Source organism: Halovenus rubra, assembly GCF_026586665.1.
Taxonomy (GTDB): Archaea; Halobacteriota; Halobacteria; order Halobacteriales; family Haloarculaceae; genus Halovenus; species Halovenus rubra.
Genome location: NZ_JAODIY010000008.1, coordinates 68,771 through 93,435, shown reverse-complemented (window position 1 = coordinate 93,435; position 24,665 = coordinate 68,771). Strand labels below are relative to the sequence as shown.

Annotated in this window: 26 protein-coding genes; 15 read left to right on the top strand and 11 right to left on the bottom strand. The window is 55.5% G+C overall.

Features of this window, described 5'->3' with window-relative positions:
- Window positions 1-200: 200 nt before the first annotated feature.
- Entirely contained in the window at window positions 201-437 is a 237-nt protein-coding gene (locus N5098_RS06655; RefSeq protein ID WP_267636945.1) for a UPF0058 family protein, read from the top strand.
- A 161-nt stretch (window positions 438-598) separates the two neighbouring features.
- Here N5098_RS06655 and N5098_RS06650 read toward each other — a convergent pair whose 3' ends face one another.
- The gene (locus N5098_RS06650; RefSeq protein WP_267636944.1) at window positions 599-1,123 is read right to left on the bottom strand and encodes a DUF555 domain-containing protein; all 525 of its coding nucleotides are present in this window, start codon (window positions 1,121-1,123) and stop codon (window positions 599-601) included.
- 118 nt (window positions 1,124-1,241) lie between these two features.
- Here N5098_RS06650 and N5098_RS06645 point away from each other — a divergent pair, with 118 nt between their 5' ends.
- The 3 genes from N5098_RS06645 (at window position 1,242) to N5098_RS06635 (ending at window position 3,347) form a co-directional block, all read left to right on the top strand.
- A complete protein-coding gene (locus N5098_RS06645) occupies window positions 1,242-2,153 on the top strand; it encodes a DNA-3-methyladenine glycosylase family protein (protein WP_267636942.1) in 912 nt (303 codons plus the stop codon).
- Window positions 2,154-2,208: 55 nt separating this feature from the next.
- A complete protein-coding gene (locus N5098_RS06640) occupies window positions 2,209-2,487 on the top strand; it encodes an acylphosphatase (protein WP_267636941.1) in 279 nt (92 codons plus the stop codon).
- A gap of 164 nt (window positions 2,488-2,651) precedes the next feature.
- Window positions 2,652-3,347 (top strand): DUF5806 family protein, encoded by a 696-nt coding sequence (locus N5098_RS06635; RefSeq protein ID WP_267636940.1) that lies wholly within the window; start codon window positions 2,652-2,654, stop codon window positions 3,345-3,347.
- Between the two features lie 48 nt (window positions 3,348-3,395).
- On the opposite strand, the gene N5098_RS06630 is transcribed toward N5098_RS06635, so the two are convergent.
- The 6 genes from N5098_RS06630 to N5098_RS06605 all read right to left on the bottom strand — a co-directional run bounded on the left by N5098_RS06630 (window position 3,396) and on the right by N5098_RS06605 (window position 8,528).
- The gene (locus tag N5098_RS06630; protein ID WP_267636939.1) at window positions 3,396-4,100 is read right to left on the bottom strand and encodes a metal-dependent transcriptional regulator; all 705 of its coding nucleotides are present in this window, start codon (window positions 4,098-4,100) and stop codon (window positions 3,396-3,398) included.
- A gap of 52 nt (window positions 4,101-4,152) precedes the next feature.
- Window positions 4,153-5,169, bottom strand: a complete 1,017-nt coding sequence (locus tag N5098_RS06625; protein ID WP_368407999.1) for a metal ABC transporter permease — start codon at window positions 5,167-5,169, stop codon at window positions 4,153-4,155.
- Window positions 5,170-5,955, bottom strand: coding sequence for a metal ABC transporter ATP-binding protein (locus N5098_RS06620; RefSeq protein WP_267636937.1), 786 nt, complete (start codon window positions 5,953-5,955; stop codon window positions 5,170-5,172).
- Window positions 5,952-7,022, bottom strand: coding sequence for a metal ABC transporter substrate-binding protein (locus N5098_RS06615; RefSeq protein ID WP_267636936.1), 1,071 nt, complete (start codon window positions 7,020-7,022; stop codon window positions 5,952-5,954). Before N5098_RS06615 ends, N5098_RS06620 begins: the two co-directional genes overlap by 4 nt.
- 241 nt (window positions 7,023-7,263) lie before the next feature.
- Window positions 7,264-7,788, bottom strand: coding sequence for a hypothetical protein (locus N5098_RS06610; protein ID WP_267636935.1), 525 nt, complete (start codon window positions 7,786-7,788; stop codon window positions 7,264-7,266).
- 80 nt (window positions 7,789-7,868) lie between these two features.
- A complete protein-coding gene (locus N5098_RS06605; protein ID WP_267636934.1) occupies window positions 7,869-8,528 on the bottom strand; it encodes an O-methyltransferase in 660 nt (219 codons plus the stop codon).
- A 126-nt stretch (window positions 8,529-8,654) separates the two neighbouring features.
- On the opposite strand from N5098_RS06605, the gene N5098_RS06600 reads away from it, so the two are divergent.
- A complete protein-coding gene (locus N5098_RS06600) occupies window positions 8,655-9,311 on the top strand; it encodes a chemotaxis protein CheC (protein ID WP_267636933.1) in 657 nt (218 codons plus the stop codon).
- 3 nt (window positions 9,312-9,314) lie between these two features.
- Here N5098_RS06600 and N5098_RS06595 read toward each other — a convergent pair whose 3' ends face one another.
- A complete protein-coding gene (locus N5098_RS06595) occupies window positions 9,315-10,082 on the bottom strand; it encodes an MBL fold metallo-hydrolase (protein ID WP_267636932.1) in 768 nt (255 codons plus the stop codon).
- Between the two features lie 102 nt (window positions 10,083-10,184).
- On the opposite strand from N5098_RS06595, the gene N5098_RS06590 reads away from it, so the two are divergent.
- The 8 genes from N5098_RS06590 to N5098_RS06555 all read left to right on the top strand — a co-directional run bounded on the left by N5098_RS06590 (window position 10,185) and on the right by N5098_RS06555 (window position 19,818).
- Window positions 10,185-10,511: a ribbon-helix-helix protein gene (locus N5098_RS06590; protein ID WP_267636931.1), complete on the top strand. Its 327-nt coding sequence runs from the start codon at window positions 10,185-10,187 to the stop codon at window positions 10,509-10,511.
- Window positions 10,512-10,536: 25 nt separating this feature from the next.
- Window positions 10,537-10,884, top strand: a complete 348-nt coding sequence (locus N5098_RS06585; RefSeq protein WP_267636930.1) for a hypothetical protein — start codon at window positions 10,537-10,539, stop codon at window positions 10,882-10,884.
- Between the two features lie 113 nt (window positions 10,885-10,997).
- Window positions 10,998-12,299, top strand: a complete 1,302-nt coding sequence (locus N5098_RS06580) for an MFS transporter (protein ID WP_267636929.1) — start codon at window positions 10,998-11,000, stop codon at window positions 12,297-12,299.
- A 47-nt stretch (window positions 12,300-12,346) separates the two neighbouring features.
- Complete coding sequence (locus N5098_RS06575; RefSeq protein WP_267636928.1) at window positions 12,347-12,997, top strand: TetR/AcrR family transcriptional regulator; 651 nt, start codon at window positions 12,347-12,349, stop codon at window positions 12,995-12,997.
- A gap of 100 nt (window positions 12,998-13,097) precedes the next feature.
- Window positions 13,098-14,762, top strand: a complete 1,665-nt coding sequence (locus N5098_RS06570) for an MATE family efflux transporter (RefSeq protein WP_267636927.1) — start codon at window positions 13,098-13,100, stop codon at window positions 14,760-14,762.
- Between the two features lie 111 nt (window positions 14,763-14,873).
- Complete coding sequence (locus N5098_RS06565) at window positions 14,874-16,205, top strand: MATE family efflux transporter (RefSeq protein WP_267637025.1); 1,332 nt, start codon at window positions 14,874-14,876, stop codon at window positions 16,203-16,205.
- Between the two features lie 165 nt (window positions 16,206-16,370).
- Window positions 16,371-17,501, top strand: a complete 1,131-nt coding sequence (locus tag N5098_RS06560) for a thiolase family protein (protein ID WP_267636926.1) — start codon at window positions 16,371-16,373, stop codon at window positions 17,499-17,501.
- A 343-nt stretch (window positions 17,502-17,844) separates the two neighbouring features.
- The gene (locus tag N5098_RS06555; RefSeq protein WP_267636925.1) at window positions 17,845-19,818 is read left to right on the top strand and encodes a PAS domain-containing protein; all 1,974 of its coding nucleotides are present in this window, start codon (window positions 17,845-17,847) and stop codon (window positions 19,816-19,818) included.
- A gap of 12 nt (window positions 19,819-19,830) precedes the next feature.
- On the opposite strand, the gene N5098_RS06550 is transcribed toward N5098_RS06555, so the two are convergent.
- Together N5098_RS06550 and N5098_RS06545 are read right to left on the bottom strand one after the other, a co-directional pair.
- On the bottom strand, window positions 19,831-21,282 hold the full coding sequence (locus tag N5098_RS06550) for an OB-fold domain-containing protein (RefSeq protein ID WP_267636924.1): 1,452 nt from the start codon (window positions 21,280-21,282) through the stop codon (window positions 19,831-19,833).
- Window positions 21,279-22,454, bottom strand: a complete 1,176-nt coding sequence (locus N5098_RS06545) for a thiolase domain-containing protein (protein WP_267636923.1) — start codon at window positions 22,452-22,454, stop codon at window positions 21,279-21,281. Before N5098_RS06545 ends, N5098_RS06550 begins: the two co-directional genes overlap by 4 nt.
- A gap of 155 nt (window positions 22,455-22,609) precedes the next feature.
- Between N5098_RS06545 and N5098_RS06540 the strand changes: the two genes are divergently transcribed.
- Both N5098_RS06540 and N5098_RS06535 read left to right on the top strand, forming a co-directional pair.
- Window positions 22,610-23,389 carry a DUF7001 family protein gene (locus N5098_RS06540; RefSeq protein WP_267636922.1) on the top strand — a complete coding sequence of 260 codons (780 nt, stop codon included), beginning with the start codon at window positions 22,610-22,612 and terminating at the stop codon, window positions 23,387-23,389.
- Between the two features lie 14 nt (window positions 23,390-23,403).
- Window positions 23,404-23,925: a GNAT family N-acetyltransferase gene (locus N5098_RS06535; RefSeq protein ID WP_267636921.1), complete on the top strand. Its 522-nt coding sequence runs from the start codon at window positions 23,404-23,406 to the stop codon at window positions 23,923-23,925.
- Window positions 23,926-23,977: 52 nt separating this feature from the next.
- Here the strand turns inward: N5098_RS06535 and N5098_RS06530 are convergent, their stop codons facing one another.
- Complete coding sequence (locus tag N5098_RS06530) at window positions 23,978-24,526, bottom strand: KH domain-containing protein (protein ID WP_267636920.1); 549 nt, start codon at window positions 24,524-24,526, stop codon at window positions 23,978-23,980.
- Between the last annotated feature and the right edge of the window lie 139 nt (window positions 24,527-24,665).

Below are 24,665 nucleotides of genomic sequence, written 5' to 3'. Positions count from 1 at the left end.
ACCCAACAAAATAAATGCTCTGAAATCATAAAAACCTATATAATATTATACAATCTCGCAGAGGATGCGCTTTCGAAACAGTTCCGGAGTTCTTGGGACACACTGGCGGGATGGAGGCTGAAAGGGCCATTTTTTGGGTAAGTATGTTAACGGTACTCAGAGTACCATTATAACCCTCCAGTCTATATGGTAAGACGACCATGAAAAAGCAGGAGCTTATCCACCTTCACGGTCTCCTCGCCCAGGTACAGAATCATTACGAAGAAAAAACTGGAGACGACGTCGATCACGACGAATACCTTTCTCTCGGTGTGCAACCAACATCAATTCACAAGTCAAAAACAGACCACAAAGAAGCTGTTTTTGCTATTGCACGAGATATCACATCCGAAATGACGTCTGAAGAGACCGAGCCTGTTTCGGCCGCTGCCGACTAATTTCTATCGAACTCTGTCGTCGTGAGTTGATACCGTCCCAGCAACCGCTACAGCAGTTTGCGGTCTTTGCGGTCGATAGCTGCTGTTTCGTGTCGATGAGCGTCTGCAGAGAATGAGTCGTGTCTTGCCCTCGACAGCGAATTGCGCCTTTTAAGTTTCGGTCATTCGTCGATGAGTTCCTCAAACTCAGGGAGAACTTCGTCGTCGGCATCGCCAGTATCCGGTGTCACAGTCGTCTCACTGTCTGTCTCCTCGGTGTGGTCGTCCTCGTCTCCTCCGTCATCGCTGGCCTCACTTTCATCGGTTGTCTCTGTCTCATCGTCTTCATCGTCATCTTCGTCATCTTCGTCATCTTCGAGTACTTCGATTTCGAGCACGTCGAGCGGGATATCTTTGAGAAGTTGCCCAATCTCTTTGCGGGCAATTCGAGATGCGTGTTCTTCGCGTTCGACGTTGAACACTGTCATCTCCAACTCGAGTGCAACGAGGGCTTCATCAGCTGCAATAAACGCGGGTGGCAACTCCTCACCTGAAGGGGAAGTCCGCTCGCCCATGTTTATTTCGACGTAATTGAGGTCCGGATTCAGCATCTTGCCTGTCTTCGAGATGGCAATTCGGACCGCTTCGTCTGAGGATCCAACGTCGTATACGGGGACAGCCGCTTCGACGACAACTCTGCAGTTCATATCTATATTTTGATGACCAAGTAATATGAAGGTTAGCCCGTATGTTTCCCAGCTTTCAGGAACCAGGAATACAGACAACCCGAAACTCACAAGATGCTGCCACCCTCCGATTGTGACGATGGAACAAGGACGCATCGAGCTATCGTCGCTACCAAGCGCGTTCGATCTCCAATCGACTCTCGAAAGCGGGCAGTCGTATCTCTGGTGGCGCGAAGATGGCGAGGACTACGCCGACGAGACACAGCACGGCGGAAGTAAGTGGTATCTGACAACCACTCGTGTGTCTGATGAACCTGCTGTCATTCGTGCTCGTCAGCACGACGGTGGTCTCGAATGGCAATCGACTATCGACGCGGAGCCGATACTGTCGCGCCGCCTCCGTCTCGATGACGACCTTGACGCAATTCGCTCGACTGCGCCGGACGACGAACTCATCGAGCGGGCCTACGATAGCTACCCTGGGCTGCGTCTTGTCAATGACCCACCATTCGGGACGCTCATCTCGTTTATCTGCTCGGCCCAGATGCGTGTCTCCCGTATCCAAGAGATGCAGCAGTCGATACGGACTGAGTTTGGGACGCCGGTCTCGTTCGACGGGTCGACCTATCACGCCTATCCAACCCCTGAGCAACTTGCGGCTGGGACTGAAGCAGAATTACGCGACCTCTCACTTGGGTACCGCGCACCGTACGTCCAACGCTCGGCTGAACTCGTTACTGACGGGACGCCTCTCGATGTTCGCGGAAACCCCTACGAGGAGGCGCGAGAGGCACTCACCGAGTTCGTCGGGGTCGGTGACAAGGTAGCTGATTGTATCCTCTTGTTCTCGCTTAATTACCTCGAAGCGGTCCCACTCGATACATGGATTCGCCAGACAATCGAGGAGTATTTCCCTAAATGTGACCGTGGAAACTACACTGAAACGTCCCGTGCGATTCGCGATGCGCTCGGTGGCGAATACGCTGGCTACACACAGACGTACGTCTTTCATTTCCTGCGCAACGGCGGTGGCGACGAACTATCCGGGTAGGCCGGTTGTGGCCCGAGCCTGTACCATTTTCAAGCTTCCGCGTGAACTGTTTAGTATGACCGAACACATACGAGCACACGTCTACGTCTCCGGCAAAGTACAGGGTGTCTACTTCCGTGCAACAACTCGGGATACCGCCCGCGAATATGGAGTCAACGGCTGGGTACGAAACCTCGACGATGGTCGTGTCGAGGCGGTGTTCGAAGGTCCTGTGGATGATGTCGACGCGATGGTTGAGTTCTGTGATGAAGGGAGTTCAGCCGCTCGCGTCGACGAGGTGGACGTCTCCCATGAGGAGCCACAAGGTGAGGACGGCTTCGACGTTCGGTGGTAGCGTCAGTAATTACATAAAAGGCTTCACACACTGTCAAAGACAGTCTTAACACACCGAAGCTGTAGACCCTGCTCTCCGTTATTATAACAGTACAATCTCATCTCACAACAACGACTATTTCTCGGGGCGACACGCTTTTTCTGCCGGCGCTCGCAGGGTCGAGCATGGCAGACGACCCCGCGCCGTCGGAGAAACCGACGGGCGACAACAAGGAGACATCGCCGGGCTCGAAGACAGAAGACAAGCCAGTCGACAGCGACGCCCGTGCCGACCTCGGTGTCGATGAATCTGACACCGTGCCGTCCGGGTCCGAGATAACTGAAACCGACATACCTGAAGATGTAAGAAAGTACGAGAAGTTCACAAAAATCGACGGAAGTACTTATGACCGGGCCAACGATTTTCTCCGTGAGCGGAGCTATATTACTGCACGCGAGTGGGCAATCGCAAGGCTATGTGCCGATTTCCGTACTGAGACTGGTGTCGAAATGACGAAAATTGGCGAGAACCTTCCTCATCTCGTCCCATTCATGACCGACACCTATTCGCCACAGGCGGTCAACCAGGCCCGGAGCTCCTTCGAAGAGAAGGTACGGATGGCCGGGGCCACTTTCCTCTATGGAGCGATGTGTGACTTCTTTACTGCCGAGGAACTCGACGATGTAATGTACGAGGCGACCGAAGTAGCGAAGTTTTTACTGGAAGTCGAAGGCGTCGACCTCACCGTCGAGGAAGAACTCGAAGCAGAAGACCGCATCTCAGAAGTGATGCGTGACGTGCGTGAACACAGCGTTGAGCTACGCCACGACGAGGTAACCTGTCCTGACTGTGGCCACGAGTTTGACGCTGGCGAGGAGTAACGCGTCTTTCCAGCGACGATGCCACCAAAGTGAGACGTTTGGATGTCCTTACTTGACCAGCACGTGCGAGGCAATCCGTCGTGGCAAATTCGCCTGTCTGGCCGTCGATTCGACCGTAACAGTAATCATCCCAATCGGTGTTATCTCGTCGAGTGAGAGCGTCTTTCCCGGCTCGATTCCCAGTGAGACAAGGTATTCGAGAATCTCCTCGTCTTGTGAGAGAAGCCGTGTTACCTCGACAGTCGAGGACTCCGCAACCGTGGGCAACGAACTCACATCTGTCGTCCGGTCGATGTCGAGATCGCTGTCTGGTATCGGGTCACCGTGAGGATCGGTCTGTGGCATTCCCAACTCCTGCTCGATTGTCTGGCAGAGCCGGGAACTGATGTGATGTTCTAAGACGTCGGCTTCGGCGTCGACTTCACTGAGTGCGTACCCGAACAACTCAGCAAGCATTGTTTCGACGAGACGATGTCTTCGAAGGACCTGTAGTGCCGTGGCTTCTCCTTTGGCTGTCAGCCGTACTGGACGATATCGTTGCCAGTCAATCAACCCACGACTTGAGAGCGTATCAAGCATACTCGTTACGGTGGCTCGAGTGACATCGAGTGTTTCCGCGAGATTCGAGTTCGACACCCGACCCTCTGACTCCTGTTGGAGTCGGTAAATCCGTCGAAGGTAGTCCTCCATTTTTGGCGTTATGGTTACGCCGTCTTCGTGTCCATCCGCGGATCGTTGGTTGGGTTTGTTCATTGGTTCTGTTGTATCCACACATCGCGTGTGCGCCTGCGGTTTCGACGTACAGTTAATCTGCAGCTGACTCAGTCTCGTTTGCATTGATACTCCCCATCTCCGGCATTGAATTATCGCCATATACCGTCTGTAGTTTTCCGACAACGACAGCACCCGTATAGAGCGTGACGGCGACTAAGACGACGATGCCACCAGCAGTCGCACCGAGATGGTAGGCAAACGCAATACCAACGATTACAGAGATCTCTGCGAGAATGACCGAGACGAGTACTGCTTCGTTGAAACTTCGAGACACCTGTGATGCTCCAGCAACTGGGACGACCAACATTGCTGCAACGAGAATAACACCCATAATCTGCATCGCGCCAACGACGACAAGTGCAGTAAGCATCACCATAATCCGGTTATACCAGTTCACTGGGAGGCCGGACACTGCTGCAGCAGTCTCATCAAATGTGACATACAGGAGCTGATTGCGTGTAAGTCCAACGACACCGATAACGATCGCAAACAACACCAACAGAATTGCAGCAGCCTGTGGGGTAACCGTCGAGAGATTTCCAAAGAGGTATCGCTCAACACTCACAGTCAGTCCGCCAGCATTGATACTGATAAGTGTCGTTCCCAGCGCAAACCCTGTCGAGAGGACAATTGCCATCGAGACATCGTTGTATGCATCAGTCGCCTCTGATATGACCTCGATCAACAGCGCCGCAATCATCGCGACAACTACGGCGGTCAGATATGGTGTGACGCCAAGATTGATGACCGAGTTGAGGAATAAGCCGATTGCAACACCAGCAAACGCAGTATGGGCAAGTGCATCGCCAATAAGCGCAAGCTGGCGGTGGACGAGGAATGTTCCGATTAGTGGCGCCATAACACCAATACAGATTCCTACGAGGAACGCACGATGCATGAACGCATTCTGCTCTTGAATCATTCTGATGTCTGCTATCTTCGCGAGCCACGTCAGCACGCCCGACCACAACTCAAGGAACCAGTACAGCGGCCCAAGTAGCGCGTCGAGTCCACCAGTCTGGAGAGGCATTGCGAGTACGTCGATCATTTAGACCCCACCCAATCCAGCAGCTGCTGTTCCAAACGCCTGTACAAGCGCATCGCTCTCGACGAACGCCTCTGTCGGTCCATCGAAATGTATCTGACCGTTCAGACAGACAACGCGCTCGGCGTGGTTAGTGACAGCACTCAGGTCATGCTCGATGAGCAAGATTGTGATACCCTCATCGTTGAGCGCCTCCAACAAGTCATAAAACGCTTCGACTGATTCGGCATCGACACCGACAGTTGGTTCGTCAAGCACGAGTAGATCGGCTTCACTCGCAAGTGCCCGTGCGATGAATGCGCGCTGACGCTGCCCACCCGATAGGTTCGTTACTCGACGGTTCGCGAACGCTGACATACCAACTGTTTCAAGTGCCTGATCGACAATTTCCCAGTCCGCCGCTGACAGCCGTCCGAACCCGATATGTGGGAACCGTCCCATCTTTATGACCTCTCGGACAGTAATCGGCATCTCTTTGGAAGCACTTGCATGCTGGGCGACGTATCCGATTCGAGAGCCGTCATCGAACTTGTGTGCTGGCTCACTGAACAGCCGGATTCTCCCTTCGTCTGGTTTAACCAGCCCCATCATCAGTTTCATCAACGTCGATTTACCTGAGCCATTCGGGCCAACTATAGCGACATACTCACCAGCCTCTATCTGGAGCGAGATATCCCTGACAACAGGTGTTGCGGTGTATCCGAAGTTAACATCTGTAACCTCGATGAGTTGGCTGTGACTGGCAGCAGTCTGGTCGGTCGTCGTTTCACGTTCTGTATGTGTACTCATTTGAAATTCCTCCACGTATTGGCCCAGCCGTCGGGACCTGCCTCGGCGGGCTGTTTGTTCCCAAGAATAACTTCGAAGGTTGGCATGTTGATGTTGTAAGCAATTTCTTCATACCCCCAATCATTCTCAACCCAATTCTCACGCACACCAGCGTACGGTGTCACAGGGAAGTATGCCTCTGCCTGGGTCTCTTCGATCAGCTGGACGGCTGGGCGGCGCGCCTCAAACACACCGTTTGCGATGTACTGAATCTCATTTTCTTCGATAACTTCCTGTGCCTGCGTGATGTCATCTGGTGCAACGTCACCAGTTGCGGCTAGGTTGGTGACAAGCGGGCGCATCTCGACGCCATAGCGCGCGCCGATATACTGGAAGGCATTGTGTGCCGCCAACTGCACAACATCGCGGTCAGCAGAATCGAAAATCTTCCGGTAATCTGCGTCAATCTGATCGATTGTTTCGGATTTGTAAGCTGTGGCGTTGTCTCGGAACGCTGATTCATGCTCCGGTGCAAGCTCGACCAGGCCGTCTGCGATGTTATCGATTGCTTTCTTTGCGCGTTGTGGGTCGAGCCAGAAGTGTGGGTCCTTCCCTTGCTGTTCACCGACGCCTTCCTCATCGGGGTCGAGCGACGCAGCAAGTCCAAGTAGTTCGACATCCTCACGTGCATCTATCAACTGTGTATCGATATCGTCAGCTTTGAGCGTCTTAATTGCACGATCAGCCCATGGCTGGAATCCCGGGCCAACGTGAAGAAACGCATCTGCTTCGATGATTCGTTCTGTAACTGATGCATTCGGTTGCCAGCCGTGGCCATGTAACCCCGTCGGAACGAGGTTCTCAACCTGGAGAGGTGTCCCATCGACAACCTGGCGTGCGAAATCATAGAAACTGAAAAACGATGCGACTGTAACCGACGGACCGTCCTCTGGAGTTTCCTCGGTATCAGAGGTGGTCACCAGACCTGAACAGCCGGCAACACCGGCTGCGAGAGCGCCGGCACCTGACGCGAGGACACGTCTTCGTGAGTATCGATCCGTCGAGATTGGTTTGCTTCGATCTTTCATCGTCGTTTGGTGTTGATAGGACAAATAATATAATAGTTATCATCAAAACCACAGTTTAGACTAGTCTAATCCTAACCCTGCTACTCTCTTTCGGTCGTATAATCCCTCAAAGTGAGAGGCCAACAGTGAATCCAACTTTTGTCATCACTGATAGTCCGTACACTGCGTCTACCGGTGTCTCAAGCCCTGAGATGTATTTCGGCCGCAAAAAAGAACCGTAAGCGCTGGGTACTCCGTTAGCTTAACTCCCGCGCATCCGGATATGGAGCACGTACAGCAGTTGCTTTTCGTGGTCAACACGACAACCCAGACGGAACGGACCGATGAGCAGTTTATCGTGTGGTGCTTCGGCAAGGTCGTCTAAATCCTCCGTCGGATTGCGCCACTCGCCGCTGACGAGTGCGTCAAGTTCTGTGACGATACGCTCTTTTGCGTAGTCGTCACGGCGATTGAGGTCGTCAACTGCTGTCTCTGTTAACATCCAGTCCCAGGCATTTGCGTCGATGTCGGGCCGCTCGACGCCGATATCGCCAGTCACTGTCTCACTAGTGAACAGCCGCTCCTCCTGAATTTCTACTTCGCTGGTCAACATCGCCCGCAGGTCACTTCGGTCGAACTCTGGGTGCCTGACGGCATCGACTGCCGCATGCTCGAAGACTGCTTCGACGCTAGCGTAGCCGAGGTCTTCGTACCGATCCTCGATTTCTGCCAGCAACTCTTCGTCAAGTTCGACCGATACCGTCTCGGAGTCGACTGTATCCGTCATACATCTCTGGTCTCGGTGCAGGTGATTAAACGTTACCCCAACGGATCAGACATTTATTAATATAACACCCATTCAAGCAGTTACTCAACTCGCACCGTAAGCGATAGCCCGCTCCCAACCGGGACGACTGTCGTCTGGAACCCGCTTGTAGCCCGTACTGTCTCGACGTAGTCAGCGACACCGTGCATACTCTTATTATCGGGGAGTGCCTCGCCTGACTCGAAGTATGCAAGTAGGTCCTCGATATCGATTGGACCCCGCATCAAGTTGTCCGCGACCACGACCGACCCGACACGCAGGTCCTCGCGGACAGCATTAAAGGCATCAGCGTACCGCTCTTTTTGATGATCAATAAGGACCACGTCGAAGGGGCCATCGTACTCATTAATCGTCTCCATCGCATCGCCGTCCTCGAAATGAGCTCGCTCAGTTAATCCGGCTCGCTTGAAAAACTCTTCAGCCATCGTAAGTTCGTCCGTATCGAACTCCGTCAAGACGATTTCACCGTCTGCCGGCATACCTTGCAAAAACCAGTATGCCGAGTAACCAAACCCCGAGCCGAACTCGAAGACGGATGTGGCCCGTGTCATCGCGGCAAGCGTCCGCAACAGGCCGCCAGCGTCGGGACCAATAATTGGGAACCCTTCTTCGTCGGCAACGCCAGCCATGTCTGCCTGTATCTCGTCGTGTTCTGGTCCCGTTGCGCGGAGATATCGCTGTGCTGTCTCTGTAAGGTACATTACAGATACATCGACCGACCTAGACATGAAGCTATCGCTACGGGGGTTGGAACCGCTCAATCCCGCCTATCAGTTGCGATACTGTGGCCGTAAACACTAATCCCTATGATTGGATACTACACCTCAATGCCAATCCTGATCGATATCCGGAAACTCACTATCATCGGGAAGCTCATTCAACACGGAGCGAAAAACGTTACCGAATCGCTTTCGACGATGGCCGATATCCAGGCGGATATCCAGATTAAGAGCCTTTCGTTTGTTGAGCCCAGTGATATCCCCCGAGAAATCGGGGAAGGAACGTACTATCATACCAACATCCGTCTTACTGAAGCTCCATACGGCGTCTTTCTCATGACCTTTGGCGACCGGACAGCCCACGAGATAGCGGGCCACATGACCGGACAACCCGTCGAGAACGAGACACTCAATCACATGCATGAGAGTGCACTTCAAGAAATGTGTAACATCCTCACATCCGGGTTTATTGACGGTATCGCAAACACGCTCGGGACGACCATCAACATGGAGACGCCCGAACTAGAACACTCTGATGCAGAAAAAATTGCGGACAAAACGCTCTCACACATCCAGACCGACTCATTGTCTATTGTCCTCGACTCGGTTGTCGATCTCCGTGACCGAGACACTGAGTTCCAACTGCGTGTTTTTCTTGTCCCTGACCCTGGCGCGTTCGTCAACCTCATCGATAAACTCGATGTCGAAGAAATCCGCGAGATGGAGTCGGTAACGATGGCTCATGAGGGCGACCGCGCGTTCTGACGCTTAGATACGGGGCAGGTCTTTTTCATCGAGTGCAACTGCTATTCCCTGAGATGCCACGTCTGTGGCGAATGCGCGTGAATCTGTCTCCAGCGCAGCAAACGTGTTGTAGTGAATTGGGACCACAAGCTCCGGGTCAAGCGCCACGGCAAGGTCGGCGGCCTCGTGGCGGTCCATCGTCGTCGTGCCCCCGATGGGCGGGAGAAACACGTCGACATCGAGTTGGTCGTGACCGTCTAATACGTCGGAATCGCCCGGCCAAAAGACTCGTGTCCCGCCAACTGATAGCAGATATCCACAACCCCGGCCTTCCGGATGGAACGGCGTACCGTCCGGACGCGTCCGTGGCCCATCAGGGTCGTTGTATGCAGGTACCGTCCATACCGGTTGGTCAGCGAGAACTGCTTCGTCTTCCATCCCCAACTCGACGACAGTGTGTGGCAAGTCCACTAGCCGCGGCAGGTCGCGCGAACTTCCGCGTATATTCATACCGTCGAAGGCAACAACTGTCGTGTCGCCGTCAGCAACGCGCTCGATGCCGTCGGGGTCGTAGTGATGGACGTGAGTGATGCAGACAAGGTCTGCATCAGCGGGTTGTTGGGCTGGCCCGGAAGGATGTGCGTTGGCTGTGTGCTCATTATTGCTTTCCCACTCTCCGGTCAGAACGCCGTAACGCCCGGGGTCGAAATAGATGACCGTTCCGTCCCCTTCAAGACGAATTGTCGCGTTCCCATACCAGTCGATTGTAACGTCAGTGTGGGCGACTGTCATTGGTGACGTTTCGCCTGCACCCCTGAAAAGCTCATGCTCTGAACTGCCTACTACGGCTGTTGGGTCGAAAACGGTTTGGGTCGGACAACGTTACCTCACGATATGAGTCTTGAGGAACTGACAGAGACTGTTGAAGCGGAGTATAGCGACATTGGCGAAGAACTCGATGTCACACTCGATAGAGAGACCCGAAACGAACTCGCAATGCTCGAAACCGCTCTCGAACCAGAGGAGACTGACGAACTGGTTCGCCGGGCGGTCCATCTGCTTTTCCAGAGCACTGTTGAGACTGGCAAACTTGATTTCAATCTCCGACAAAGCCACGACGTGACCTACGACGAGTATCTCTCGGGGATGACGCTCCAAGAGATGACTGGTGGTCAGTTCCCACAGGCACAGCAAAACGACGACCGCCGGTATCAATTTTAAGAGGATACCCGTCAAATCGGTATCTATGCTGTCTCCCGCACTGATAGCCTATCTCGGATTCGCTTGTCTTGTCGTTAGCCCCGTTGCGTTGTACGAACACCGGCTTTATACAGCGGCACAGCGCAGACAGGCAGCGGCCCTCTTTTGGCTGCATCTGTCCCTCTGGTTCGTCGTTTTCGGCATCGGCGTCGTCAGTCTCGGTCTGCTCGCCGTCGGAGACACCCATCTCCTTTCCGACTACGGCTTCCTGCTCGGTATTGTCCCCTTCTGTATCAACATCCTCAGACGCCATCTGTATCAGAAACTCGGCCTCGACCAGAGCCCGCTCGCACGGCGGTTCGACGACTGGTGGAGCCACCCCAGCGACCAGTGACTTCGGGTTTTGCAATCACAACAATATTGTGGTCCGACTCTAACCCAATGACATGTCGATGTACGTAACGGTGATCTGTCACATATGATCGTCATACTCTCTTCTTGTTCACGATGAAAAACCCGTTTGGCGTCAACCCACAAGTCCTCGCGCTGGCGCTTGCCCGGATGTCGGAATCAGTCGGAAACTCGTTTCTCATCGTCGTCTTGCCGCTGTTCATTTCAAGCGAGTTTGTCACTGGCAACACATTTGGCCTAACTGAGGTCGCCATCACCGGAATCATCCTCTCGCTGTTTGGCTTTGTCAACAGCCCACTTCAGCCCTTTACCGGCCGGCTCTCAGACCGGACCGGGCGCCGGAAGATTTTCGTTCTCTTCGGTCTCGTGCTCATTGCCACTGCAAGTTTCTCGTACTCGTTGGCCGGGACCTACTGGCATCTCATCGGACTCCGTGTTCTACAGGGCATCGCCGGCGCATTCATCATCCCGACGACCGTCGCACTGGTTAATGACCTTGCCGAGGAGGGTAACCGCGGCGGGAACATGGGTACGTACAACACGTTCCGACTAGTCGGGTTTGGGACTGGGCCAATCGCGGCTGGCGGCGTCGTCGGAGCCGGACCGTACACGCTCCCGCTCGTCGATGTGACGATTACTGGGTTCGACGCCGCATTTTATTTTGCCGCCTTGACGGCATCACTCGCACTGGTACTCGTCTTCATCCTTATCCGGGACCCAGATATCGAGACAAGAGAGGTTGAGACCACCGATTCCGGCGGTATTTCTGTGTTCGACCAATCCGGAGAGCAGTTGCTCGACCCTGTGTTCACGCTCGGTGTTATCTCCTTTTTTATGGCCGTCGGCATCGCCGTCTTTGCCACGCTCGGTGATATCGTCAACACGAAACTTGACCAAGGTCCACAGATGTTCGGCCTCCAGTTCTCTGCTTTCGTTCTGGCACAGATACTACTGCAGGCACCCATTGGCCGCGCAACTGATTTCTATGGCCGTCGGGTGTTCATCCTCTTTGGAACTATCTTGCTTGTCCCGACGACGCTTGTACAGGGGATTATTCCCAGTACGACGCTGCTATGGGGTGTCATTCCGAACCCGTGGCTCATGTTCTTTGCACGCTTTTTCCAAGGCGCTGCGGGTGCAATGGTGTTTGCGCCTGCGCTTGCGCTCGCTGGTGACCTCGCACCCGAGGACCGCTCGGGGTCGACGCTGTCTGTGCTGACGATGGCGTTTGGCTTCGGCGTCGCTTTCGGACCGCTTCTCTCGGGCTTTCTTGTTGAGTTGGGTTTTGTTGTTCCTTTCGCCTTTGCAGCGTTCCTCGCTGCTCTTGGCGTCGTGCTTGCTTTGACTCAGGTTGAGGAAGTTATTACACCACAGCGGACGATTCCGTTTGTTGGGTGACTGGATGTCGTAAGTGATTTTAGACTCCTTGACTGACTAGTCAGTCAATGAGCGAGGAGGACCCTGAAGTCACCGATGAAATACTCGACGGGGTATACAGAGCCCTCTGTGACCACGGGTACGCCGCGCTGACGATGCAGGATATTGCCGATGAGTGTGAGAAAAGTAAATCTCTGTTGCACTACCATTACGACACCAAAGAGGACCTGATGGTAGGATTCCTCGAACGGATGCTCGGCAACTTTGAGGAGAAAATCGACGCATCGGACCTGCCACCCGCCGACCGACTCGTCGAGTTTATTGCCCGGTTCGTGTTTACGCCCGACGACACCGAGCGCGTTTCGTTCCATCTTGCACTGTTGGAGATGCGTCCCCAAGGACCGTTCAATGAACGAATTCGGGAATCACTGCAACGCAGTGACGACCTGCTTCGTGCGGCACTCATCGATATCCTCGAAGACGGCATCGAGGAGAAGGCCTTCGAACCCGTTGATGTCGAGGAGACCGCAGCGCTGTTTGTCGCCATGCTCGACGGCGCACGAACGCGACAGATAACTCTCAACGACCGTGCCCTCGATGGGGAGGCTTACACCCAAACGGTAGCCCAGCAGGCGATTGAACAACTCGTTGATCCGCTGTTGAAATCTGGCGTCGAGCGCCCGACACTCGACGAGGCAGTCGAATCAGTCCACGACTAACACTCCGAAAACCCTGACAGCAACAGTTGTATGGTAGCCCACTGAGGCGGTTTCCTCCGGTTCATATGATGTTGCCGTCGGTAACGAGTCGAAACTATCCATGAACGTACCACCGCCAATTTCGTCGCTACTGGTCTGGGTCGTCGCCCACATCGTGGAACCGATCCAACGCGTGAGCCGCTGGCTTCTTGACCGCTTTCCCAACCCTGTTCGTCTCGGGATTCTCTGGATTGGGTTGGGGCTTGCACGAATCGGACTTATCGACCGTCAGCGAGCCAAAAAGACGACCGAACTTGCCTGGCCACGCGTCGCCACAGGTATTGCCCGCATGTCGAAAAACGCCGTCGATGTGGCAATGGTCGGCGTCGCTGTCGGCACCTCGGCGGTCAACGGTGTCGGGTTTGCCAGCCCGTTTTGGGGGCTAGCATTCTCGCTTGGCGGTGGTGTTGCTGGGGGAACAATCGCGCTTGTCTCACAGCGGTTTGGTGCCGATGCCTACGGCGAACTCGGCGAGGCAATCCGGGCAAGTGTGTTTCTTGCAGTCGTTACTACTGTGCCACTCTCTGTTACCTTCTGGCTGTTCCCCGAACAGCTGATATCGGTGCTGACCAGCAACGAGGAAGCACTCGACCAAGGAGCAACGTATCTCAAGGTTGTCGGCCTCGGTATCCCCTTTGCGGCACTCAACCTCGTTGGGAGTCGTGCACTCGTTGGTTGTGACGATGCCTACACTGCGATGCAGGTTCGTGCAGGTGGCGCGGTCGCCAACATCGCCCTCAACGCATTGTTCATCTTTGGCTTTGGGTGGGGCGTCGCTGGCGCAGCAATGGGAACTGTCTTATCGAATGTCGCTGCCACCACGGCGTTCGCGCTCGGCCTCGTCTGGGGGCGATTCCCTGGCGTGGGTGAGTTCCCAGTTGAACTCGCCGCCTTTGGCAACTACACAAACCCCGCAATGATTCGGGATATCGTCGAAATCGGGACACCGGTGATGCTCCGCAACCTCGTCTGGACCACCTTCCAGTTCCCAATGCTCGCAATCCTCGATATCTTCGGCAAGAATACGGTTGCTGGCTGGGTTATCGCCCGCCGTATCTGGGGCGTGATGAACTCTCCCGGCTGGGGGTTCGGGCTGGCGTCTTCCAGCCTCGTCGGTCAGGCTCTCGGTCAGGACAACGAGCGCGAGGCCGAGTCCTACGGCCACGACATCATCCGCTTTGCTGTTGCAACGTATCTCGTATCGGCGATTCTTGTTGCAGTCTCTGCAGAGCAACTCGTTACGTTCTTCGCGGATGCCCCAACTAACCCAGAGATTCCAATTGCGCGAGACCTCGTTTATGCCGCCTGTTTCGCGATTCTCTTTCAGGGGGTCTCGGGGGCTTCGGCCGGACCGCTTGATGCCAGTGGCGACACTCGCGTTCCGTTTGTTAGCCAGTTTATTGGACAGTACGGTGGCTCAATCCCGCTGGCGTATCTCGGTGCCGGCGGTGATATTCCGTCGATAACGTTCCCAGTTGTCGACGTTACGACACCGGAAGTCGTCCTTCCAACGCTCGGTCTTTGGGGACTCTATCTTGCATTTGTCTCAGAAACAGCAGTTCCGGCAGCAATCAACTACTGGCGGTTCCGGACAAACAAGTGGATGGAGATAAGCGAGGCATACCGTCCAGATGCTAGCGACAGTGAGGCTGACCGCCCGCCAGACGATGGGTCCGTCCCAGCCGATGAGGCGAGTACTCCGCCACCACACAAAGATGATGACTGAGACTGTTCTGGGCATGGAACCACTTGCCCGCGGTGGTGGACGCCCGTGAGCGTTGACCGAAATCGTCTGTTTGCGCTCTGGAAGCGGGTCGCATCTCTCTCTTGGCCAGTAATGGTCGAACAAGTGTCCCGGACGCTGATGCGGACGACTGATATTTTTATTACGGCACAGTTTTCGCCGCTTGCAGTCGCTGCGATTGGGCTTGCAGACCTCTATGCTCGACTTCCCCTACGTATCGGCTTAGGGCTTGGAGCCGGGGCGATTGCACTTTCGAGTCAGGATACCGGGAGCGACGCGACAGCTAACCGGGACGAGGCAATCACACAGGCGCTGTTGCTTGGTTTCCTTACCGGCATTCCGTTTGTTCTGTTTGGGTTGTTGTTTGGCGAACAGGCGATTGCAGTTCTGGGTATCTGGGCTGATAAAAGTGAAGTGGCGGATGTTGCACAGCTTGGTGGCACCTATCTCGCGTTGATTTTTGCCACTGCGCCTGCCAGACACGTTGCTCTCATCGGTGCGCGCGCGCTCCAAGGAACGGGCGACACGCGGACCCCGATGTACGTCAATCTACTCTCGAATGGGTTCAATATCGTCTTCTCGCTGATTCTGGGACTTGGATTACTGGGTGCTCCACGTCTCGAAATCGTCGGTGTTGGCGTCGCGACGGCTCTTGGAAACGTGTTCACAGCGACCGCGTTCGTGTTCGCAATCGCGACGGACTGGGCCGAAGCAAACTTTGTATACCCGCGTCAGCTTGTTGTCGCTAAGCAATTGCTCGTTGTTTCGGCTCCAAAAGTAGTCGAGGGGATGGTCGCGACCATCATCGAGTTCCCGTTCAATGCGTTGTTGTTCTCGTTTGGTGCCGATGTCAACGGTGCCTACCAGATTGGCCGGCGTGTCTACCAACAGGTAACAAGTCCACTGGGCCGCGGACTCAATACAGGTGCCAGCATCGTCGTCGGACAAGGCCTCGGTGACGGTGACCCCGAGCAAGCCCGCTACGATGGGTGGGCGACTGCTGCTCTTGGTCTCGTCACTGTTGGTTCAATTGGGGTTTTGTTGGCGGTGTTCGCCGAACCGCTCGCCGGATTGTTCACTGACGACCCCGATACACTTCCTGTTGCTGCTGGCTTTGCGTTCACATACGGTGTCACCGCACCAGCGACAGTCATGTACGTTACTCTTTCGGGCGCACTTCAGGGCGGTAGCGACACCACGACGCCCTTTATCGCCCGGACAATCGGCCTTCTGGTGTTCTATCTCGGCTTCTCGTATCTTACAAGCGTTGTCCTCGGCTGGGGCGTCTTTGGCATTTATGTTGGTATCTTCCTCTATTATCTCTCGGCGCTGTGTGTCGTTATCGTGGGATTCCAGTACGGTGATTGGGCGACACGAGCAACCGATATGATGGAAAAGAGAGGGAGCGTCTCAACTGACGGCTAATGGCTACCTCTCGATAGACGACGACAAGAGCCGCCTTCTTCTGTGTATATATTGTGTTTTAACAAAAACAGTACAGAAGACGGTGTCTGGACACACGGTACCGTGGCGGCTGCCTGGGACCTGCGAATCGAAATTTACTCAGTGGCAACTCATCAATTACGGCTGATGAACAATGCAGTCATCGTCGACGCAGTCCGGACGCCACAGACACGGAAAGACGGCGGGCTTGCGGAAACATATCCTGAAGATCTCGTTGGGACGGTTCTCTCGGCGCTCGAAGACCGCACCGGCGTTCCCGCCAAGGAGTGGGACGACTTTCGCCTTGGCTGTGCCAACCAAGAAAACGAACAGGGGCGTAACCTTGCCCGGCAGTCGTTGCTTGCAGGCGGGTTCCCCGAATCGGTCCCAGGGGCGACGCTGACCCGACTCTGTGGCTCGTCGCTGACGACGCTCGTCGACACCGCCCGCGCTATCGAGACAGGGGACGGAGAGGTCTACCCTGTGGCTGGCGTCGAGCACATGAGCCGGATTCCATTCTCAGACTGGCTCCACCCGAGTATCGAAGAGCGCTACGACGCCGACGAGTTGCCGATGGGAGCAACTGCTGAGCGGGTTGCACGGGAGCACAATATCGTCCGGAAAGAGCAGGACAAATTCGCGCTCCAATCACACAAGCGAGCTGTTGAGGCACGCGACTCCGGCCGGCTTGACGACGAAATCGTTCCTGTCGAGACTGACAACGGGATAATCGAGACTGATGAAGGACCCCGTGAGTCGACGTCGATGGACGCGCTTGCAGACCTGCCGACGGTGTTTGCCGACGACGAGCAGGGGACGGTCACGCCGGGCAACGCCTCGCCGCTGACTGATGGTGCTGCCGGACTGCTCGTCACCAGCGAGACCTATGCCCGTGAGCATGATCTTGACGTGCTCGCCCGGATTTGTTCCCGCGGCGTCGCTGGTGTCGACCCGCGCGTTATGGGGACTGGTCCAGTCCCGGCTACACAAAAAGCCCTCGAAGGAACTAACCTCTCGGTCGATGACCTCGACCTCGTGGAACTAAACGAGGCCTTCGCATCCCAGAGCCTCTACTGCCAGCACGAACTCGGGATTCCCGACGACCGACTGAACGTCAACGGCGGCGCAATCGCGTTTGGCCACCCGCTTGGTTGTTCTGGCGCACGAATCACGACGACACTGCTACACGAACTTTGCCGACGCGAGGAGCGGTACGGGCTGGCGACGATGTGTGTCGGCTTCGGACAGGGAGTTGCGGTGGTCTTCGAACGCCCCTGAGTGCGGAACGCGTCGACCGGGACCGTAATCAGCCCGTAGCGCTTGTCGCCCATCTCGGCTGAGTTTCACGTCAAGATTCGCCACGCCGACGCCGAGACTTCCCAGAGGCAAAATCGTAGAGCAAACGTTTCCTGTGCAGTTGTAAGACCTACACTTGGAGTGACGGGTCCCGAACAGGTCGCCAATGACAGTTTCATTCCAAACCTGAGTATGGCCGTCATAGACCATACCGACACTCTCTGTTTCTCACTACCGATCTCTCTCAGTGAGAGACAGTCTCGGGTCAACCCATTCTGTCTCGACGAGAAATAGGCTTTTCAGTGCAGATTTGCTATAATATACCATGGGTGAAGAACAGAGCGGTGACAAGGGACAGCAAATAGAGGCGACACTTGCCCGCCAAGTCTACCGTTCATTGGAGACTGCGGTTGTGGTCTACGATGCGAAAGCAGATGCAATATTAGACTGTAACGATGCAGCCTGCGAACTGTTTGAGCTTTCGCCTGTCGGTCTCACTGGCTGCTCGATTACCGAGTTGGCATCGCGTCTCTCGCCGGGCACACAAACCGATGCCAGAACCTCTGTTCAGGAGGCGGCGACTGGCAACCCACAGAAAACCGAGTGGATTATCGAAGACAGCAGCGGGAACCACAGACCAACTGCTGTCACTCTGTCGCCGCTACCGTCAGACAACAACCAGTACGTCGGTATCGAGCTGACCAACCTTAGCGACCAGATTTTCAAGAAAGCACAGACACAAACTGATCTTCTCGATAGGGTTAACGATGCGTTTTTTGCGCTTGACCGGGACCAACGGTTCACGTATCTCAACGATCGAGGCCTTGAAATCATCTGTGAGGCAATTGGTGAAACACTCACAGTTGAAGAACTACAGGGCCGCCCTCTCGTAGAGGAAATTCCAGATATCACCGGAACGACGTTTCACGAAAAATACAAACAGGCACTCTCATCCGGTGAGACTGTTTCCTTCGAAGAGTACTACGAACACCTCGATAACTGGTTCGAAGTCACAGCATATCCTTCTGAGAGTGGTCTCTCGGTCTTTTTCAACGATATCACAAATAAACGACGAGCAACCACGGAACTGGAGGAGACCATCGAGGTGCTTCATGACCTCTATGTCCTTGGGTCGGACAACGACCTCTCCTTTGAACGCCGACTCAATCGGATTCTCGAGCTTGGTTCCCGACGTCTTGACCTCCCGTTCGGGTTTCTTACTCAGATTACCGAGGACGAACAGACGATTATCTCCTCGCGGGGCGACCACGAGTTGCTCCAACCCGGCGAGAAATGCCCGCTAGAAGAGTCCTACTGCAGGCGAACCATCGAGGTGGATGAACTGCTTGCGGTGTCAGATACTCCCAACGAGGGGTGGGAGGATGACCCGGCCTACGAGGTGTTCGAACTCGGTTGTTATATCGGTGGGAAAGTCATAACCAACGACGAACTCTACGGGACACTCTGTTTTGCATCGGACCAGCCCCGGAATCGGGATTTTACCGACGGCGAGCGGACGTTTGTCGAACTTGCGTCGCGCTGGGTCAGTTACGAAATCGGGCAACGAGAGTACCGCGAGGAACTGGAACAGCAAAACCAGCGTCTCGAAGAGTTTGCCAGTATTGTCTCCCATGACCTCCGGAACCCGTTGAATGCTGCAACTACACACCTCGAACTTGTTCAAGCGGAGTACGACAGTGAGCACTTTGAGCGTATCGAACGCTCTCACAACAGGATAGAAGCTATCATCACTGACCTGTTGACACTCGCCCGGCAGGGTGATACTGCACTCGATATTACTGCCGTCTCGTTGCCCTCGGTACTTGAACAGTGCCAAGAGACTGGAGAAACAGGTACACTGACACTCGTTGCCGATACTGAACGCGAAATCTATGCAGACAGGCAACGACTCCAGCGACTGTTTGAAAATCTTATCCGCAACGCCGTCGAACACGGCGTTGGGCCCGCCGAGTCACAACAACCGACTGCGGAGTCATCCGATTCACACACTGGAACAGACTGTACTGACCAGGCTGATTCTGCAGTGACGGTTACTGTTGGCAACCTCCCCGACGGATTCTACCTCGAAGACGACGGGCAGGGAATTCCACCCGACGAACGCAACGACGTACTCGACGCCGGCTACTCAACTTCGACGGAGGGAACTGGATTTGGCCTCTACATCGTCGAAACCATCGTTGATGCTCACGACTGGGACCTCAAAATAACCGCGGGAGCTGATGGTGGTGCTCGGTTCGAAATCACTGGCGTCGAGCATGCCAACCCATGGCAGACGTAACTTCCGTTTGCCTCATCGATCTGTCGGCTGCATTTTGAACCCATATCGGGTAACGTCTTCTTGCGTGTAGAGACGCCGGACTGTTGCAGTGACGCGGTCGCCAATAGCCACCTCCTCTGGGTCGACACTAACAACCTGCGCTGGAATAGAGACTGTTTCGGACCCTTCAGTACCGTCGAGTGCGACAACGGCGCTGACATATGGCCCACTTTTGGCCTGCTGTTCAACGAACTCCGGTGGTGCGCCACCCTGTCCAATTGCGGTTACGGCTTCGACCGTACCGGTCCCAGGCAGTTCAGCCGGCTCGTAGTCGACGAGTGCGCCACAGCCGGGACAAGCCCCGGTCGGCGGAAAAGAGAGCACACCACAGTCGGGACAGCGACCGGCTACAAGCCGGTGTCGCTGTGGAATCGTCCGCTTCCAGCTCGGCACGCTCACATACGCGCCGCCACCTGCTGGTTCGCCGGCCGTAATCTCGCCGCGCAGTCGAAGGTACTCTCCGTACGAGAGGCCGACCGTTTCCATCTCATCGATCGGTGTCGAGGCAACCTCGATTCCTTCGTCAACAACTGTCAGCGCAGTTGCGTTGCCGCCGGAGCCGTACCCGAGTAACAGCACGCGATTGGCTCCTGCTGTGAGGGCACTGGCCAGACCGAGTAGTGGACCTGCTGTACCGGTGTCGCCGATAGCATGGACGACCGTTCCCTGCTGGATTGTCTCAGTTTCGACCCCAAGTTCACCTGCTGTACGGTATGGGAGCTTTCCGTTCGGTGACTGCAGGGCAACGGCGTCGGCATCTGTCGGGTCGCTGTCAAGCGCTGCCGTGGCTTTGGTGACCGTTTCGATGAACGCACTTCTGTCGTACTCGGTGATGCCAAGTCCAGTTGTCTCCGTCGAGCCAGCCGAGCGAAACCGCGTTCCGGGATAAACTTCAACATACTCCGCGTGCTCTGGCAACTGACCGGCACCTGAAGGTCCGAGAACTGCGGCGGCTGCGCCAGCGCCACCTGCATGCTCCTGTTCGTCGTCTGGCGCACCGCGGGGAGCGTCAGTCGCGATAACCAGTGTCCGGCGCTTTGCTCGCTGAGAACCAGCAAGCAGTGCCTCTACGCCGGCACGTGTGCTGCCAGTGAACTGTCGTGTTTTCGTTTCCTCACCAAGACCCAGCATGCTGGCAAGACGTGGCCCCATCGCTTCCTCCTCGGTTGGCGGTGTTGTCGTTCCAACGAACAGACCGTCGATTGTTGTAGGGTCGATATCGCTCGCGTCGAGCACTCGTGTTGCAGCTTCGTACCCCATTGTGAGCGTATCCTCATCGGCGGCGGGAACGGCCGTCTCGGAGATACCAGCACCGTGGAACTGCCCCCACGCCTCCGTGACGACATCGGCCGAAAGTCGGTAGCGCGGGATGTAGGTACCGACAGCCTCGATAGCTGCGAGTCGAGTGTCTTCTGTTACACTCATCGTTTCACCCCCTCGTTCTCGAACACATGAACAACTGTCGCGCCGCCGCTCCCGCCCACATTATGTGTGAGCCCATAGCGGGGCGAATCGAGTTGTCGGTCACCTGCCTGCCCGGTGAACTGGTCGAACACTTCGACCATCTGTCCGGTTCCGGTCGCACCAATTGGATGTCCTTTTGATTTAAGTCCCCCTGAGGTGTTTACTGGCAGGTCGCCATCCGGTTCGGTGATGCCCTCACGGAGCAACTTGGCGGCTTCACCGCGCTCACAGAAGTCTAGATCCTCGTAGGCGAGCAACTCTGCGATAGCGAAGCAGTCGTGTATCTCTGCGAAATCGAGGTCGTCTGGACCGACACCTGATCGTTCGTAAGCCGTCTGGGCGGCTGTCTCGGTTGCAGCAAGCCCCACGTAGCTGTCACGCTCGGCGAGGCCAACGTGGTCGCTGGCTGCGCCGACGCCAGCAACACGAAGCCGGTCATCGGTGTACTCCCCAACCACATCTTCACTCGCCAGCAACGCGACCGCCGCGCCATCGGAGGTCGGACAGCAGTGATAGAGGTTGAGCGGATTGGCAACTTCGGGTGCACCGACGGCGTCCTCCAGTGAGCATTCGAAATCGAGGTGTGCTTTCGGATTCTTCGCGCCGTTTTTGTGGTTTTTGACGGCTACCCGTGAGAGGTCTTCGACGGTTGCGTCGTAGGTGTCAAGGTACGCACTTGCCATCTGAGCATAGACGCCCGAAAACGTCGTCCCGGTCAACCGCTCCCATTCGGTCTCACCGCTCACTCCCAGCCAGTATTTTGTCATTTCGCTTGATAGGTCTGACATTACCTCGAAGCCACCGGCTAGGACCACATCAGCCATCCCACTTCGAATCGCTTGGACGGCCTGCCGGACAGCGAACCCGCCGGCGGCACAGGCGTTTTCGACCCGCGTACAAGGGATATTCTGCAGGCCGACGTGTTCGGTCACGGCTGGGCCTGAGAGACCAAGCTGCCGGCCGCCGACGCCGAGCGAGCCGACGACTGCTTCGTCAATATCTTTGGTCTCGATATCGCCGTCGACACGCTTGCGGGCGTGCTGGTAGGCTTTGGCGAATAAGTCCCTGTAGCTGCGCTGGGGGAACGCGCCAAAGGCAGTCTGTCCGGCCCCGATGAGATACACATCGCGCATGTCTCGGCATCACCCGCAATCAGTAATATAGCTTCGGGAGCCTCCTGCAGTTGTTGGGTCCAACTGTGGCACTGTCTCGCGTATCGAGGATGTCACGGGACACACGTACAACTGAGATCACAACTGTTTGGACAACGACCGCCTTCTGTCTCAGTATGGTTGAGAAGGTGACACTGTATCGTGCCCCGACGACGAACGCGGATACTGACGCAATTGCCGAGTGGCTCGATGACCGAGTTGATGTGTCCGTTACCGTCCGTGACCGGTTTCTGCTCCGCTATCGTGACGATAACCTTCCGACAGAAATCGCGGAGACACGCGTTCTCTCTCCAAACGACCCAGAGACAGGAAACACGATGATGGGTATTGTCCGTTACGAGGAACGTGCTCTGGAACACCCCGAACGAGCCGGTGGCGTCGTCTACGACGGCCTCGGCCTCCAGCAACGGCTGGGTTCACGAATCCCCGATGACGAGCGCGGCCTCGACCATCTGCACATCGCAGTTCTCGACAGGGTTGTCGGCACATGGGGGAGCCACGACGGTCGCTGGCACAAGCGTGTCAACGTACTCGGTCAGCCCGCACTCATCTCTGTTCCTGGACTGTACGAAGCGCCCGCAAAGCCCGAAGCGTACTACAAAGCCAAACAGAAACACGCACTGATGTCCAACGACACTCCGCCACGAGAAGTCCTTGAATCTACAATTGATGGTGACTTTCTCGTCGAAGACGACCCTCGAACAACTGAGACACTGAAAGGCTACGTGTTGCAAGCGTTTCACTACATCGAGACGGGCGAAGGGTTCTGTGACGAGCCAAGCTGTCGACTCTCGAACCCGCACCGACAGCCCGGTGTCGTCAAAGCACAACTCCGGGAACCAGAATTCTGTGCCAAACACGCCAAACGATATAAGAAAACACTTACTACCCGCTGAGAGAGCGTGGCTGTATGGTTCATATTCGAAATCTTCCTGCCAAGAGAGCCCCAGCACAGCGATTTGCCGAAGAACTCTGGCTCCCGTTCCATCGTGACCTCGAAGCTGTTGTTGACTCTCATGAACTTGTCGACGATGTCCCCCTCGATGAAGAAGTCGAGTTTCGTCTCGACCTGCTCGAATCTGAGTCGTACCGAGCATGGATTGCTGTCGAGGGTAGTTCGACCACCACACCATTGGCCGAGTTAGACGCTGAGTTCGTTGGGTTCGTCACAGCTGATGTTGATACCTGCCCGCCAGTGTTTGACCGACCAGACCGACTCAAAGTTGGTGACATTTATGTCCGAGAATCACACCGAGGGACGGGGCTTGCCCGAGAACTTCTCGAACATGCCACAGAATACGCGCGGGAGAGTGGCTGTCCCGAAATCGCACTTGAGGTCGACGCTGACAACGACCGAGCACTTGCGTTCTACGAAAAGGTTGGGTTCGAACTACACCGGCAACACATGACCATCACAACCGGAGCGATATAACTAACTCTGTTAGCTGGTGTCTGTATTTACACTCAAGCGCTAAGACCGGGACTTAGCCCTGGTAAGGGTGATACTCCAGCCCTTTGTGCTTCAACTCGTTGCGCTTCTCTTCGAGGAAGGAGTAGACAGTACCGTGAGGTGCCCCTTCGAGAATCATCTCTGCGGCCTCACGGACGGCGGCCACTTGTTTTGGCCCGCCGATGATGCCGAACGTCGAGCCATAGATGGCGACCGATGCGCCAGTTAGTTCTTCCATGAGTTCACGAGTTCGGCCATCTTCGCCGATGAGCCGTCCTTTCTGACGACGCAGGTCGTTTTTGTTTCGCGAGGCGGCATCGATATCGACAATGTCGAACATCATCATATCGTCGTCTACCAGTGTAAGTGCGGCGTCCGGCGAAAACCCGCGACCGATGGCCTTGACGATATCGGGGCCATTCAGGCCCAACACAGGGTCACCGACTTTCTCGACGCGGACGTTCCCTGACTCGGAGTCTATGTCGAGACGGACCTCCGCGCGCTCCTCAATTTCGCGCATCGTCTCGCCGCCTTCACCAATAAGAACCCCGATTCGGTCGTCGGGTATCTTCACGTGCTGCATAATCTACCGTACAGTACGTGATAGGACTGTTAAAGTTCTTCGCCATCTGGGGCGACAGTCCCCATTTTCACTCCATTTTATATATAAAGCCGGGGCCAGCGTCGATATGACCTGACGAATCGTCACGGAGGTCAATGCG